We start from the raw sequence: 13,486 nt of genomic DNA on the forward strand, positions 1-13,486 counted from the left end.
CGAGTGAATTCGCGTAACAATAGCTACCGGAGCCGATATAGCGAGTCATACCGCCGACAGTGACATTTTCGGAATTCGTTGTCACCTTGGTGAATTCGGCGGCCGACGGGGGTGGGTTCGGCCGCGCCCGGCCGGTCTGGGAGATTGGGCAGCATGGCTGAACAGGTTGACGTGGTCGTTGTCGGGCTCGGAGTCGGCGGGGAGGAGACGGCGGGGCGGCTGGCGCAGGCCGGGCTGCGGGTGGTCGGGATCGAATCCCGGCTGGTCGGCGGTGAGTGCCCGTACTACGGGTGCATCCCGAGCAAGATGATGATCCGGGCCGCGAACCTGATCGCCGAGACGCGTCGCGTCGACGGCATCGCGGGTACGGCGAGCGTGCAGCCGGACTGGACGCCGGTCGCGAAGCGGATCCGCGAGGAGGCGACCGACACCTGGAACGACCAGGTCGCGGTCGACCGGCTGGTGAACAAGGGCGCGACCGTCATCAAGGACGCCGCCACGATCACCGGCCCGAACACGGTCCGCGCCGGCGACACCGAGTACGAGGCGGCCCGCGGCATCGTGATCGCGACCGGGACGGTCCCGTCCGTCCCGCCGATCGACGGCCTGGCCGGTACGCCGTACTGGACGAACCGGGAGGCGATCGAGGTCGAGACGCTGCCCGAGTCGCTCGTCGTCCTCGGCGGCGGCGCGATCGGCATGGAGCTGGCGCAGGTGTTCGCCCGCTTCGGTGTCCAGGTGACCGTCGTCGAAGGTGCTCCTGAGGTGCTGCCGATGGAGGAGCCGGAGTCGGGCGAGCTGGCCCGCGAGGCGATGGAGCGCGACGGTGTGACGTTCCGTCTCGGCGCGCACGCGCAGCAGATCGGGTACGCCGACGGCACGTTCACCGTCACGCTCGCGGACGGGGCGACGGCCACCGGCGAGAAGTTGCTGGTGGCAACCGGTCGGCGGGTGGCGACCGCGGAGCTCGGCCTGGACAAGCTCGGTCTGGACCCGTCGGCCCGGCGGGTCGAGGTCGACGAGCATGTCCGCGCGGGCGACAAGGTCTGGGCGGTCGGTGACGTCACCGGCGTCGGCGCGTTCACCCACAACGCCATGTACCAGGCCGACATCGCGGTCCGCGACATCCTGCAGGAGGCGGACGCGCCGACGGCGAGCTACCACGCGATGCCGCGGGTCACGTTCACCGACCCGGAGATCGGTGCGGTCGGGCTGACCGAGAAGCAGGCGCGGGAGGCGGGGCTGAACGTGCGGACCGCGTCGACCCCGATCCCGGCCTCGACTCGCGGCTGGATCCACAAGGCCGGCAACGAGGGCTTCATCAAGGTCGTCATGGATGCCGACCGGGGTGTGCTGGTCGGCGCGACGAGCGCGGGCCCGACGGGTGGCGAGGTGCTCAGCGCGCTGGCGGTCGCGGTGCATGCCGCCGTACCGGTGAACACGCTGCGTCAGATGATCTACGCGTATCCGACGTTCCACCGTGCGATCAGCGAGGCGCTCAAGGAGCTGTGAGATTGCTTGTTGCGATTCGGTCGCAACAAGAACAACAATGAGCGCGTGCATGTCCCTGACGGTTTCTTCAACGCGCCAACGTCCGTCGCCACCGGCCTGATCGCGGCCGGGGCGGTCGGCTTCAGCCTGCAGCGGGCGAACCGCGAGCTCCGGGAGACCGGTCCGGCGCTGGCCGGGCTGACCGCGGCGTTCGTGTTCGCGGTGCAGATGGTGAACTTCCCGGTCGGCGCGGGCACCAGCGGTCACCTGCTCGGAGGCGCGCTCGCGGCGGCGCTGGTCGGGCCGTGGACCGCCGTACTGGTGATGTCGACGGTGCTCCTGGTGCAGGGGCTGCTGTTCGCCGACGGCGGTCTGACGGCGCTGGGTACGAACATCACGTTGATGGGCCTGATCACGGTGCTCGTCGGGTACTTCCTGACACGGGCGCTGATGAAGGTGCTGCCGCGCCGGGTCGGCAGCGTCGTACCGGCCGCGACCGTCGGCGCGCTGGTGTCGGTGCCGGTCGCGGCCCTGGCGTTCGCCGGGCTGTACTCGATCGGCGGCGCGGTCGACATCCCGCTCGGCAAACTCGCGACCGCGATGGTCGGCTGGCACGTTCTGGTCGGGATCGGCGAGGCGGTGATCACCGCGGCCGTGCTGAGCGCGGTCGTCGCGACCCGGCCGGACCTTGTGTACGCCGCTCGGCACCTGCAGCAGGACCTGGTCCTGGTCGATGCCGACGGCAACACCTCCACGGTGTCACCGGACCGGCCGATCGCCGCGAAGCCGGCCGGCCGATCCCTCGGTGTGGGGGTTGCGGTGACGCTGTTCGTCGCGGGCGGGCTGAGTCTGTTCGCGAGCGCGCACCCGGACGGGCTGGAGTTCGTCGGCGCCAAGCTCGGGTTCGAGGGCGCGGCGAAGGACTCGGCGGTCGCGGGCAGTCCACTGGCCGATTACGGCGTACACGGCATCGGAAATGCACAGGTTTCCGGCGCACTGGCCGGGATCATCGGCGTACTGGTGACGATCGTCGTCGGCCTCGCGATCGCCAAGCTCGCCTCACTCCGAACCAACAAGGCCTCATGAGTGGGGACGGCCTGCTCGTCGCGGTGGACAGCCCGGTCCACCGCGTCCCGGCGCAGGTGAAGCTCGTCGCACTGTTCGTGTTCGTCCTCGCGGTCGTCTCCACGCCGGCCGCGATCTTCTGGGCGTTCAGCCTGTACGCCGTGATGCTCGTTGCGGCTGTGGTCGTGGCGAAGTTGCCGGCGACCGTGGTGTCGCGACGGCTCGCGGTCGAGACGCCGTTCATCGTGTTCGCGTTGTTGCTGCCCTTCGTCGCGACCGGCCCGCAGGTCCACGTACTCGGGCTGCACCTGTCCCAGTCGGGTGTGCTCGGTGCCTGGAACGTGCTGGCGAAGGGGACGCTCGGGGTGATCGCGGCGATCCTGCTGTCGGCGACGACCGCGCCACGCGACCTGCTGGCCGGGCTCGAGCGGCTGCGGCTGCCCGCGACTCTCGTAGCGATCCTGTCGTTCATGGTTCGGTACCTGAGCGTGGTCTCGGACGACCTGCACCGGATGCGGGTGGCTCGGGAATCCCGCGGGTACACCGGTGGCCGGGTCGGTCATCTGAAGGCGGTCGCCGGGGGAGTGGGCGTCCTGTTCGTCCGCAGCTTCGAGCGGGGCGAGCGTGTCCATCTGGCGATGCGCTCGCGCGGCTACACCGGACGAATGCCGCTGCTCAGCGTCTCGGGCGCGACCCGGGCACAGTGGCTCGAGGGTCTGGCGATCTCCCTCGCCGCGGTGACGATCGCGGTCGCGGCTAGGGTGGTGAGCTTGTGAGCGGTCCTGCGATTCAGGTCGAGCGGCTGGTGTTCGCCTATCCCGACGGGCGGCAGGCCCTGTTCGGCGTCGACTTCACCGTGGAGCGCGGCGAGCGGGTCGCGCTGCTCGGTCCGAACGGCGCCGGCAAGACCACGCTCGTGCTGCACCTGAACGGCATTCTCGGGTCGGTCGCCGGTGGGACCGGGAGCGGCCGCATCCAGATCGGCGGCACCGGGCTGCACCGGGAGCACCTGACCGAGATCCGGCGCAAGGTCGGTCTGGTCTTCCAGGACCCGGACGACCAGCTGTTCATGCCGACGGTCCGCGACGACGTGGCCTTCGGGCCCGCCAACCTCGGGTTGCGTGGCGCGGAGCTCGACGATCGCGTCCACGAAGCGCTGGTCCAGGTCGGCATGCAGGACCACGCCGACCTCGCCCCGCACCACCTGTCGTTCGGTCAGCGCCGACGTGTCGCCGTCGCCACGGTCCTCGCGATGCGTCCCGAAGTACTGGTCCTCGACGAGCCGTCGAGCAACCTCGATCCCGCAGCCCGTCGCGAGCTCGCCGACATCCTTGCCGGGCTCGACGTCACGCTGCTGATGATCACCCACGACCTTCCGTACGCGCTGCAGCTGTGCGAGCGGAGCCTCTTGATGGATGGCGGCCGGATCGTGGCTGACGGCAAGACCCGTGACCTGCTCGGCGACGCCGACCTGATGGCCGCACATCGTCTCGAGCTGCCGTACGGATTCGATCCCCTCTCCGTCCCCGGTCCGGAGCGTTCATGAAGATCACCGCGGTCACCGTCGAGGTCACGTCGGAGCCCAAGGCCCATCCGGTGCGCGACGCGATCCAGCTGCTCGATCGCAATGGTGTCACCAGGGTCCGCATCGACACCGACGAGGGCGTCAGCGGCGTGAGTACGACGTACTTCGGTCGTGTCGAGAGCTCACCGGACGTGCTGGCGAAGATCGTCACCGACCAGCTGGCGCCGGCGATCATCGGCGAGGATCCAGCCGTCATCCGGGGGATCCGGCAACAGCTGCAGACGCTGACCGACTACCAGGGGACGGCGGGGCTGTCGTCGTACGGGATCTCGGCGATCGACCAGGCGCTGTGGGATCTCCTCGGCAAGTCGCTGGACGTGCCGGTGTGGAAGTTGCTCGGTGCGCAGCGGACCGCCATCCCGACGTATGCGATGGTCGGCTGGCTCGAGCTCGACGTTGCCGGTCTGGAGCAGGTGTCCGCGCAGGCGATGGAGCAGGGCTTCCGCGGCGTCAAGATGAAGGTCGGCGGCGGGCCGCTGACCGAGGACGTGCAACGGATCAAGGCGGTCCGCAACGTGATCGGGCCGGATGCGCCGCTGATGGTCGACGCCAATCAGGCCTTCGGGTTCGCCGAGGCGCTGCGGCGCGGCCGGGTGTACGAAGAACTCGACTGCCGGTGGTTCGAGGAGCCGCTGCCGGCGGGGGACACCGACGGTCATGTCCGGCTGGCGGAGAAGCTGGACATCCCGATCGCGACGGGCGAGAACCGCTACGGGCAGGCCGCGTTCCGGGACCTGATCGCGCGCGGCGGCGTGGGCGTCGTACAACCTGATCTGCGACGGGCCGGTGGGTTGACGGATTGTCTCGAGATCGGGTTGATGGCGGCCGGGTTCGGGATTCCGTACGCGTCGCACGGCGGCGGTGCGCACATTCATGTGCTCGCGGCCCTGCCGAACACGATCTACGTGGAGAGCGGGCTGCTGCCTGCCGGGGTGCAACTGGTGGACGGTTGTTATCCGTTGCCGACGGGACCGGGTCTGTCGTCCTGGGACGGCTAGTTGGTGACAGTCACCTGGAATCCACGGTGAATTTGTTACCAAGCCCTTGTGTGTTACTCGCCAGTCAGCGAAGGTGACGTTGAGTACTTCTGTCGCTACCCCCCGCTCAGGTAAAGGCGGTCCGCCCCCATGAAGTCATTCACCGGTTTGCTCACTGCCGCGGCCCTCGGTGCCGCGATGCTCCTCAGCCCGGGTGTCGCGCATGCCGCGGCACCGAACTACGTCGCGCTCGGCGACTCCTACGCCTCCGGTGTCGGAACCCGCTCCTACATCGAGAGCAGCGGCTCCTGCCAGCGCTCCACGAAGGCCTACGCGTACATCGACGCCGGCCGGATCGGCGCGAACCTCACGTTCGTCGCCTGCTCCGGCGCGCGGGTCGCCGATGTGACCGCGAATCAGCTGCCGGCGGTGACCAGCTCGACCAACATCGTCTCCGTCCAGGTCGGCGGCAACGACGCCGGGTTCTCGTCGGTGATCACCGAGTGCGCGAAGCCGTCCTGGCTCGCCGACTGCACCGGCGCGGTCGCGAACGCACGGTCGATCATCAACAACTCGCTGCCGGGCCGACTCAACACGCTCTACTCGTCGATCCGGAGCCGGGCCTCGTCGGCGAAGGTCGTCGTGGTCGGGTACCCGCGCCTGTTCAACGGCACCGACTGCAACGCCGGCACGTTCTTCAGCCCCGACGAGATGACCAAGCTGAACGCCACCGCGGACCTGCTGAACTCGAAGGTCTCGGCCTCGGCGAGCGCGGCCGGTTTCACGTTCGTGGATCCGACGTCGAACTTCATCGGGCACGCGGTCTGCGGCAGCCCGGAGTGGATCAACGGCCTGTCCAACCCGGTCAGCGAGTCCTACCACCCCAACGTGACCGGCCAGGCGGCGTACGCCGGACTCGTCCAACCCGCCCTCTGACCGATCCACGTTTGCCTGGCTGACCAGGCAAATGAGGGGTTCGTGACCCGGATTCAGGGTCACGAACCCCTCATTTCATGGGTGAGCCAGGCAAATTGCCGGGTCAGCCAGGCAAATTGGTGAGGGGGAGGGTGCGGACGGGGCTGGTTCGTGGTGTCATGCAGGAGTGGCGCGGAGGTCTGTGGACTGGTTACTGGCAGCCAGGATGCAGGCCAACGGCCTGGCGCGTCCGGTGAACGAGGCCGGCCCCGGAGGGGTGGCCGACGTCGTACGCCGGGCGGGGGGACTCCAGGCCCAGACCTGGCGAGGAGCGGCGTACGCCGTCCGCGCCCGATCGACCGCGACCACGCTCGCCGACGTCGCGAGCGCCCAGGAAACCGACCGCTCCGTGATCCGCGGCTGGTTCATGCGCGGCACCCTCCAACTCGTCGCGACCGAGGACGCCGGCCCTCTGCTCGGGGTGCTCGGCCCGAAACTGATCAAGGACACCGAGCGCCGGTACGGCGAACTCGGCCTCCCGGATCGCGTCCGAGCCGAGGCCGCCGACGTACTCGAGGACTGGTTGCTGACCCGCGGCCCGAGCAACCGCGCCGAACTGGCGGACGTCCTGGTCCGCGCCGGACTGATCGCGGAGCCCAAAGGACAGGCTGTGTACGCGCTCATCCGGTACGCCGGTCTGCTCGGACGTCTCTGCTACGGCCCCGGCGAAACCTGGGTCGCCGTCCGGGACTGGCTCGGCAAGCCATTGGTCCTCGAAGGCGACCCCGAGGACCTGGCCCGCCGCTACCTGACCGCGTACGGCCCAGCCACCCCACGCGACTTCGCCACCTGGTCCGGCCTGCCGGTCCCAGTTGCGCGCCGAGCGGTGGAGGCGGTGGCCACGACGTCCTTCGAGATCGAGACCACCGAACTCCACGCCGTCGACGATCTCCCGGGCTGTTACGACGTACGCATGCTGGGCGAGTTCGATGCTTACCTACTCGGCTATCAGAACCGCCACTTCGACCTACCGACCTCGATCTTCCCCGGCGGTGGCATGCTGCGTCCCGCAGTCGTGCAAGCCGGCCGCCCGATCGGCACCTGGCAGCACGCCACCCTCGCGGTCGACCTCTTCGAACCAGCAGACCTGACCCAGGAACTAGCAGATATCAACCGCTTCTCAGGCCACTGACACGTACTCGCGGAGATGCTCCGCGGTGATGGTCGGGCTGCTCTCGACCAGGTCAGCGGGCGTTCCTGTGAAGACGACCCGACCGCCGTCGTGGCCGGCTCCCGGGCCGATGTCGATGAGCCAGTCGGCGTGCGCCATCACCGCCTGGTGGTGCTCGATCACGATCACCGTGTTGCCCTGATCGACAAGCGTGTCGAGCATGCCGAGGAGCTTGTCGACGTCGGCCAGGTGCAGTCCGGTCGTCGGTTCGTCGAGGATGTAGATCGACCCGGTCCGGCCCATGTTGATCGCCAGCTTGAGCCGCTGACGTTCACCACCCGACAGCGTGGTCAGCGGCTGCCCGAGCCCGATGTAACCGAGCCCGACCGTCGCGAGCCGATCCAGGATCGTCCGCGCCGTACCGGTCCCGAAGGACTTCCGCGCCTCGGCCACCGTCATCCGCAGTACTTCGCTGATGTCCTTGCCGCGCAACCGGTACTCGAGCACCTCGGCCGTGAACCGGGCCCCGTTGCAGTCCTCGCACACCGACGCGACCTCGGCCATCATCGCGAGGTCCGTGTACACCAGCCCGATGCCCTTGCAGGTCGGGCAGGCGCCGACCGAGTTCGCGCTGAACAACCCGGGCTTCACCTTGTTCGCCTTGGCGAAGGCCGCGCGAATGGGATCCAGCAACCCCGTGTACGTCGCCGGATTGCTCCGCTTCGACCCGCGGATCGGTTCCTGACCCGCGACGATCACGCCGTCCCGCCCGGCCAGCGAGCCGTGGATCAGTGAACTCTTCCCGGAACCCGCGACCCCGGTCACCACCGTCAGTACGCCGAGCGGAACGTCGACACTCACGTCCTGCAGATTGTGCAGCGACGCGTGCTCGATCGAGATCTTCCCGGTCGGCCGCCGTACGTCGTCCCGCACGGTCACCCGGTGATCGAGGTACTGCCCGGTGAGCGTCCCGGACGTCTTCAAACCGTCCACGTCGCCGGCGTAGCAGAGCCGCCCGCCGGACAGGCCCGCACCCGGGCCGAGGTCGACGACGTGGTCGGCGATCCGGATCGTCTCCGGCTTGTGCTCGACGACCAGCACCGTGTTGCCCTTGTCCCGCAGTTGCAGCAGCAGGTCGTTCATCTGCTGGATGTCGTGCGGATGCAGGCCGACCGTCGGCTCGTCGAAGACATAGGTGACATCGCTGAGGCTGGACCCGAGATGACGCACCAGCTTCACCCGTTGCGCCTCACCACCGGACAGCGTCGACGACTCGCGATCCAGGCTCAGGTAGCCGAGACCGATCGTCACGAAGGACTCGAGCAGCTCCCGGAGCCCGTCCAGCATCGGCCCGACGCCCGAATGCTTGACCCCGGCAACGAACTCGGCCAGATCGCTGATCTGCATCGCCGAACACTCACCGATCGTCCGCCCGTCCACGGTCACACTCCGGGCCGCGGCATTCAGCCGCACACCGTGGCATTCCGTGCACGTCTCCTGCCGGATCGCGCGCTCGGCGAACGCCCGCGCGTGACTCTGCATCGACTGCGGATCCTTGCTCAGGTACTGCCGTTTCAGCTTGCTGATGAGCCCTTCGAAGGTCAGGTTGCTCTTCCCGACCCGGATCTTGATCGGCTCCTGGTACAGGAACTGCTGCCACGCCTCCGCCGGGTAGTCCTTCAGTGGCAGGTCCGCGTCGAACAGGCCCGACTGAGCCATCAGCTGCCAGTGCCAACTGTCGACCGAGTACCCAGGCGCCTTGATCGGGCCTTGATTGAGGGTCTTGTCGCGGTCCACGAGTTCGTCGAGGTTGAACTCGGTGGTCCGCCCGAGCCCCTCGCACACCGGGCACATGCCTTCGGCGCGGTTGAAGCTGAAGACCGAGGGCGACCCGGCGTAGGGCGTGCCGGCGCGGCTGAACAACACCCGGAGCATGGTGTGGGCGTCGGTCGCCGTACCGACGGTGGAGCGGGCGTTGGCGCCGATCCGTTCCTGGTCGACGATGATCGCGGCGGACAGGTTCCGCAGCGCGTCCACGTCCGGCCGGCCGAGGCTCGGCATGAAGTTCTGCACGAACGCGGTGTAGGTCTCGTTGATCAGCCGCTGGGACTCGGCGGCGATGGTGTCGAAGACGAGTGAGGACTTGCCGGAACCGGAGACTCCGGTGAAGACGGTGAGCCGGCGTTTCGGGATGTCGAGCGAGACGCCGCTGAGGTTGTTCTCGCGGGCGCCGCGCACCTGGATGACGTCATGACTGTCAGCAGGAAGCATCCTTCAATGGTCTCATTGAACCGCCCGCACCAACTTGGCTCAGCTTGTCAGCCCTCGTGGCTGGGTAAAAGTTTCAACGTCGTCAGGAAGGTTTGCGAGCGATGCGGGCGACCTCGTCGAGCAGATCCTGGAGCTGGCCCGCGAGCTGGGTGCGCGCGGTGGGGGACAGTGACGCGACCAGTTCGGACTCGCGCGTGAGCACCTGGTCGACCGTCCGCTCGATCAGGTCGTGCCCGGCTTCGGTGAGCGTGACGACGACCGCGCGACTCCCGTCGGCCGCGGACCGCCGGGTGACCAGTCCGCCGGCCTCGGCGCGGGCGACCCGCTGCGAGATCGCCCCGGCGGTGACGAGCGTACGGCGGGACAGCTCGCGCGTACTGAGCTCGTACGGCGTGCCCGCGCGCCGCAGCACGCTGAGCAGGTCGAGCGTCGCGGGATCCACGCCGGCGTCCGCGAGCACCCGGCGCCGGTCGTCGGCGAACAGCTTCGCCAGCCGCCACAGGGGAGTGACGATCTCGATCGAGTCGGTCGGCGTACCGGGGCGTTCCCGCTGCCAGGCGCGGGCGATCTCAGCGGCGGGGTACGGACTCGGAGCATCGAGCGGGTAGTTGTCGACCACGGGACCCATGGTACGTTTAGATCTAAACATTTAGAGCTAAACGTGAGGATTTCAGATGAGGACGATCGTGGTGACCGGGGGAGCGACCGGGATCGGGCGGGCGACCGCGGAGCGGTTCCGCGCGGACGGTGACGACGTGCTGATCACCGGCCGGCGCGCCGACGTACTCGCGAAGACCGCCGCTGATCTCGGAGTCAGGGCAGTGGTGTGCGACGCGACCGACCCGGCGCAGGTGGAGCGGCTGCTGGACGAACTGCCCGAGCAGGTCGATGTCCTGGTCAACAATGCCGGTGGCAACACCGACTTCGGCCGGCCGGACGGCGATCTCGCGCAACTGAAAGCGAACTGGCTGGCGAACCTCGAAGCCAACCTGATCAGCGCAGTCCTGACCACAACCGCCCTCGCACCCCGATTGACCACTGCCGTCGTCCATCTGGGCTCGATCGCCGGCGCTCGCGGGCCGGGTTCGTACGGCGCCTCGAAGGCCGCGCTGGCGATGTGGAACGTCGACGTGGCGACCGAGCTCGGGCCCCGGGGAGTCACCTCCAATGTCGTCGCGCCGGGCTTCACCGCGGAGACCGAGTTCTTCCAGGGCCGGCTCACCGGCGAGCGCCGCGAGACTCTGCTCCGGGCAACGCTGACCAAACGCGAGGGCCAGGTCGACGACATCGCCGGGACGATCCACTTCCTCGCCTCACCCGCCGCCCGCCACCTCACCGGACAGGTCCTGCACGTGAACGGCGGTGCCTTCGTCACGCGCTGATACGTGACAACGTATGTCAGGTGTGACAATGGGCAGCATGCGTCCCACCGTCAAAGATGTCGCCAAGCTCGCCGGGGTGTCGCCGAAGACGGTGTCGAACGTGATCAACGGCGTCGTCTTCGTGCGCCCCGAGACCCGGGCCCGGGTGGAGAGCGCCCTCGCCGAGCTCGACTACGTGCCGAACATGAGCGCGCGTGGCCTCCGCAACGGCCGCTCCGGCATGATCGCGCTGGCCCTGCCCGACCTGCTCAGGCCGTACTCCGCGGAGATCGTCCACCTGGTCGTCGAGCTTGCCCACGAGCGCGGCTGGGGTGTGCAGATCGAGCAGACCGCGGCCGAGCCCAAGCGCGAGTTCGAGCTGCTCTCGAAGGCCCGCGCGTACCTGGTGGACGGCCTGATCCTGAACCCGGTGAACCTCGACGACAGCGCGGTGACGACGGCCGGTCCGCTACCGCCCCTCGTGCTGATCGGTGACGTCGACCAGGACGTGGTGAGCCAGGTCGCGATCGACAACGTCGCGGCCGCGCGGGACCTGACGAAACACCTGCTGGCGCAGGGCTGCCGGCGGATCGCGGCCGTCGGTACGCCGGAGATCCCGCGCGGCTCGAGCGGGGTCGGAGTCCTCGGCGGATCGGCCGAGTCCCCGGGTACGGCGGCGTCGCGGCTGCGGACCGCGGGGTATCGCCAGGCGCTCGAGGAGGCCGGCGTACCGATCGATCCGAGTCTGGAGATCAGCCTCGACCGCTGGCGGCCCGAGGGTGCCGCGACCGTGGTGGGGAAGTACCTGGCCGAGCACGAGTTGCCGGACGCGTTCTTCTGCTTCACCGACACGATGGCCTCCGGTACCTTGTCCACGCTGTGGAGCGCGGGCATCGACGTACCGAAGCAGGTCCTGGTGGCCGGGTTCGACAACATCCTCGACAGTCAGTTCATGATTCCGCCGCTGACCACGATCGCCTTCGACCGCAGAGAGTTCGTGGCCGCGGCCCTCGACCTGCTGGCCGAGCGCATGGCGGACAAGGACGCACCGCCGCGCAGGGTGATGATCCCCCACCACGTGGTCGAACGCGCCAGCACCGCACGGTGACGCGGCCCTGCTACCGCCGGCTTCGGTGGTCGGTAGGGTTCCTGGACAGTCGTTCCGGGGAACGGGATTCCGGTCACGATCCCTTGAAAACGTCGTCACTCTCAGCGAGGGTTGCCTGATCACTTCCGCGTCGTTTCCGGGTGCGGGAAGGACGGGGGAGTGTGCGGGCGTGCCGTGAGGACGAGGTGTTCGGTGCGACCGCAACCGCCAACACTCGGGGGCAGTAACGATGAGAAGGGGGAAGTGTGTCAGCGATGACAAGGCTTGCCGAGCAGTGCCGTGATGTGAGGAGTCACGGCAACGCGGGACTCGGGCGAGCTTCGATCCAACCGGCGGTGTGTACCGGCATCCACGAGGTGAGCTCGTCGATTCCGTCGGTGCGACCGCGACGCGTGGCGATGCTCAGACTGAGCAACGGTATGACGACCACGCTCCGACTCGGCGACGGTGCCCAGGCGCCGGCGCCCGGTAGCACTGTGTACGTCCGAGGTGGCCGGGGCATGGGTGATCAGCCCGCCTCAGGTGGGGTCATCCTCGCGTCCCGCGAACCCGTCGGGACGTAGACGGTCTGAGTCAGTGACTCGCCGGTCTCAGGTGTCCAACGCCCAGCTGAGGCCGGCAAGCCGCTGGACAGCTAGCTCTCCACCGGGTCGGTGAACGACCTGATCTCGATCGGCGAGTACGGCGCCTCTGGCAGGCGCGCGGCGATCTCGGTTGCGCGATCCAGGCTCGCACAGTCGACGATGTAGTAGCCGGCCAGCACTTCCTTGGCCTCGGTGAACGGTCCGTCCGTCACCGTCGGTACGCCGTCCCGCACCCGGACCACCCGCGAGTTCGCGATGGTCAGCGGCCTGTCGTCGACGTGCTCACCGCGCGCCTTCAGTTCGTCGATGAGCTCGCCGTGCTGTTCCATCACCTGGTCGATGCCTTCGGCGTGCAAGGTGTCCCACGTCTCGTCGTTCCCGTAGATCAGCAGCATGTATTTCATGGCTTGCCTCCATTCACCCGGGTACGTCGGAGCCCCGGACATCTTCTCGACATCCGGGGCCCAGCGTAGTGACTACCAGGTGGCGCCGGCGGGCTCCCGCACCGTGGTGTTGAGGCGGTTGAACAGGTTGGTGAGCGCGATCATCAGGATGATCGCCGACAGTTCCTTCTCGTCGAAGTGGTCGGCGGCAGCGTTCCAGATCTCGTCGGTGACCGCGGTCGGGTTGTCGGCCAGCCGGGTCGCGGCCTCGGCCATCTCGAGTGCGGCCCGCTCGGCGTCGGTGAACAGGTCGGAGTCGCGCCACGCCGCGACCTGGTGCAGCCGCTCGTCGGACTCACCGTTCTTCAGCGCCGACTTGACGCCGCCGAAAACGCACGGCGAGCACCCGTTGATCTGACTGGCCCGCAGGTGTACGAGTTCGAGGGTCCTGCCGTCGGCGCCGGACTGCCCGATCGCCTTGTAGATGTTCTGGATGCCCTTCGTGGCGTCGGGCAGAACCATTGCGGGGTTGGTCATCCGTGCTTGCATGGGAGGTTCTCCAAAAGCTCGTGTCT

13 protein-coding genes are annotated in these 13,486 nt (G+C 68.3%); 9 read left to right on the plus strand and 4 right to left on the minus strand.

Going from position 1 to position 13,486, the window contains the following annotated elements; genetic code table 11:
* The first annotated feature begins 153 nt into the window (after positions 1–153).
* From EV137_RS01840 to EV137_RS01870, 7 genes are all read left to right on the plus strand, one after another.
* Positions 154–1,512 (plus strand): dihydrolipoyl dehydrogenase family protein, encoded by a 1,359-nt coding sequence (locus EV137_RS01840; RefSeq protein WP_134126049.1) that lies wholly within the window; start codon positions 154–156, stop codon positions 1,510–1,512.
* Positions 1,513–1,557: 45 nt separating this feature from the next.
* A complete protein-coding gene (locus EV137_RS01845) occupies positions 1,558–2,577 on the plus strand; it encodes an energy-coupling factor ABC transporter permease (RefSeq protein WP_134126051.1) in 1,020 nt (339 codons plus the stop codon).
* Positions 2,574–3,332 carry a cobalt ECF transporter T component CbiQ gene (cbiQ, locus tag EV137_RS01850; protein ID WP_134126053.1) on the plus strand — a complete coding sequence of 253 codons (759 nt, stop codon included), beginning with the start codon at positions 2,574–2,576 and terminating at the stop codon, positions 3,330–3,332. The genes EV137_RS01845 and cbiQ overlap by 4 nt, the downstream gene beginning before the upstream one ends.
* Entirely contained in the window at positions 3,329–4,102 is a 774-nt protein-coding gene (locus EV137_RS01855; protein WP_134004572.1) for an energy-coupling factor ABC transporter ATP-binding protein, read from the plus strand. The genes cbiQ and EV137_RS01855 overlap by 4 nt, the downstream gene beginning before the upstream one ends.
* On the plus strand, positions 4,099–5,139 hold the full coding sequence (locus EV137_RS01860; protein ID WP_134126055.1) for a mandelate racemase/muconate lactonizing enzyme family protein: 1,041 nt from the start codon (positions 4,099–4,101) through the stop codon (positions 5,137–5,139). Before EV137_RS01855 ends, EV137_RS01860 begins: the two co-directional genes overlap by 4 nt.
* A 129-nt stretch (positions 5,140–5,268) precedes the next feature.
* Entirely contained in the window at positions 5,269–6,054 is a 786-nt protein-coding gene (locus EV137_RS01865) for an SGNH/GDSL hydrolase family protein (protein WP_134126057.1), read from the plus strand.
* Positions 6,055–6,235: 181 nt separating this feature from the next.
* Entirely contained in the window at positions 6,236–7,225 is a 990-nt protein-coding gene (locus EV137_RS01870) for a winged helix DNA-binding domain-containing protein (RefSeq protein WP_134126059.1), read from the plus strand.
* On the opposite strand, the gene EV137_RS01875 is transcribed toward EV137_RS01870, so the two are convergent.
* Both EV137_RS01875 and EV137_RS01880 read right to left on the minus strand, forming a co-directional pair.
* The gene (locus EV137_RS01875) at positions 7,214–9,475 is read right to left on the minus strand and encodes an ATP-binding cassette domain-containing protein (protein WP_134126061.1); all 2,262 of its coding nucleotides are present in this window, start codon (positions 9,473–9,475) and stop codon (positions 7,214–7,216) included. The two genes, EV137_RS01870 and EV137_RS01875, sit on opposite strands and share 12 nt — an antisense overlap.
* 82 nt (positions 9,476–9,557) lie before the next feature.
* Positions 9,558–10,103, minus strand: coding sequence for a MarR family winged helix-turn-helix transcriptional regulator (locus EV137_RS01880; protein ID WP_134126063.1), 546 nt, complete (start codon positions 10,101–10,103; stop codon positions 9,558–9,560).
* 46 nt (positions 10,104–10,149) lie between these two features.
* Here EV137_RS01880 and EV137_RS01885 point away from each other — a divergent pair, with 46 nt between their 5' ends.
* Positions 10,150–10,857, plus strand: coding sequence for an SDR family NAD(P)-dependent oxidoreductase (locus EV137_RS01885; protein ID WP_134126065.1), 708 nt, complete (start codon positions 10,150–10,152; stop codon positions 10,855–10,857).
* 37 nt (positions 10,858–10,894) lie between these two features.
* Positions 10,895–11,944: a LacI family DNA-binding transcriptional regulator gene (locus tag EV137_RS01890; protein ID WP_134126067.1), complete on the plus strand. Its 1,050-nt coding sequence runs from the start codon at positions 10,895–10,897 to the stop codon at positions 11,942–11,944.
* Between the two features lie 634 nt (positions 11,945–12,578).
* On the opposite strand, the gene EV137_RS01895 is transcribed toward EV137_RS01890, so the two are convergent.
* Together EV137_RS01895 and EV137_RS01900 are read right to left on the minus strand one after the other, a co-directional pair.
* Entirely contained in the window at positions 12,579–12,932 is a 354-nt protein-coding gene (locus EV137_RS01895; protein WP_134004553.1) for a YciI family protein, read from the minus strand.
* A gap of 72 nt (positions 12,933–13,004) precedes the next feature.
* Positions 13,005–13,448 carry a carboxymuconolactone decarboxylase family protein gene (locus EV137_RS01900; protein WP_238175030.1) on the minus strand — a complete coding sequence of 148 codons (444 nt, stop codon included), beginning with the start codon at positions 13,446–13,448 and terminating at the stop codon, positions 13,005–13,007.
* Positions 13,449–13,486: the final 38 nt, after the last annotated feature.

This window comes from Kribbella pratensis (assembly GCF_004366075.1).
Taxonomy (GTDB): domain Bacteria; phylum Actinomycetota; class Actinomycetes; order Propionibacteriales; family Kribbellaceae; genus Kribbella; species Kribbella pratensis.

Bases quoted from the DNA above. Each gene is read 5' to 3' on its own strand.
- EV137_RS01840 (WP_134126049.1), top strand. From the start codon at position 154: ATGGCTGAACAGGTTGACGTGGTCGTTGTCGGGCTCGGAGTCGGCGGG.
- cbiQ (WP_134126053.1), top strand. From the start codon at position 2,574: ATGAGTGGGGACGGCCTGCTCGTCGCGGTGGACAGCCCGGTCCACCGC.
- EV137_RS01860 (WP_134126055.1), top strand. From the start codon at position 4,099: ATGAAGATCACCGCGGTCACCGTCGAGGTCACGTCGGAGCCCAAGGCC.
- EV137_RS01865 (WP_134126057.1), top strand. From the start codon at position 5,269: ATGAAGTCATTCACCGGTTTGCTCACTGCCGCGGCCCTCGGTGCCGCG.
- EV137_RS01875 (WP_134126061.1), bottom strand. From the start codon at position 9,475: ATGCTTCCTGCTGACAGTCATGACGTCATCCAGGTGCGCGGCGCCCGC.
- EV137_RS01880 (WP_134126063.1), bottom strand. From the start codon at position 10,103: ATGGGTCCCGTGGTCGACAACTACCCGCTCGATGCTCCGAGTCCGTAC.
- EV137_RS01885 (WP_134126065.1), top strand. From the start codon at position 10,150: ATGAGGACGATCGTGGTGACCGGGGGAGCGACCGGGATCGGGCGGGCG.
- EV137_RS01890 (WP_134126067.1), top strand. From the start codon at position 10,895: ATGCGTCCCACCGTCAAAGATGTCGCCAAGCTCGCCGGGGTGTCGCCG.
- EV137_RS01895 (WP_134004553.1), bottom strand. From the start codon at position 12,932: ATGAAATACATGCTGCTGATCTACGGGAACGACGAGACGTGGGACACC.
- EV137_RS01900 (WP_238175030.1), bottom strand. From the start codon at position 13,448: ATGACCAACCCCGCAATGGTTCTGCCCGACGCCACGAAGGGCATCCAG.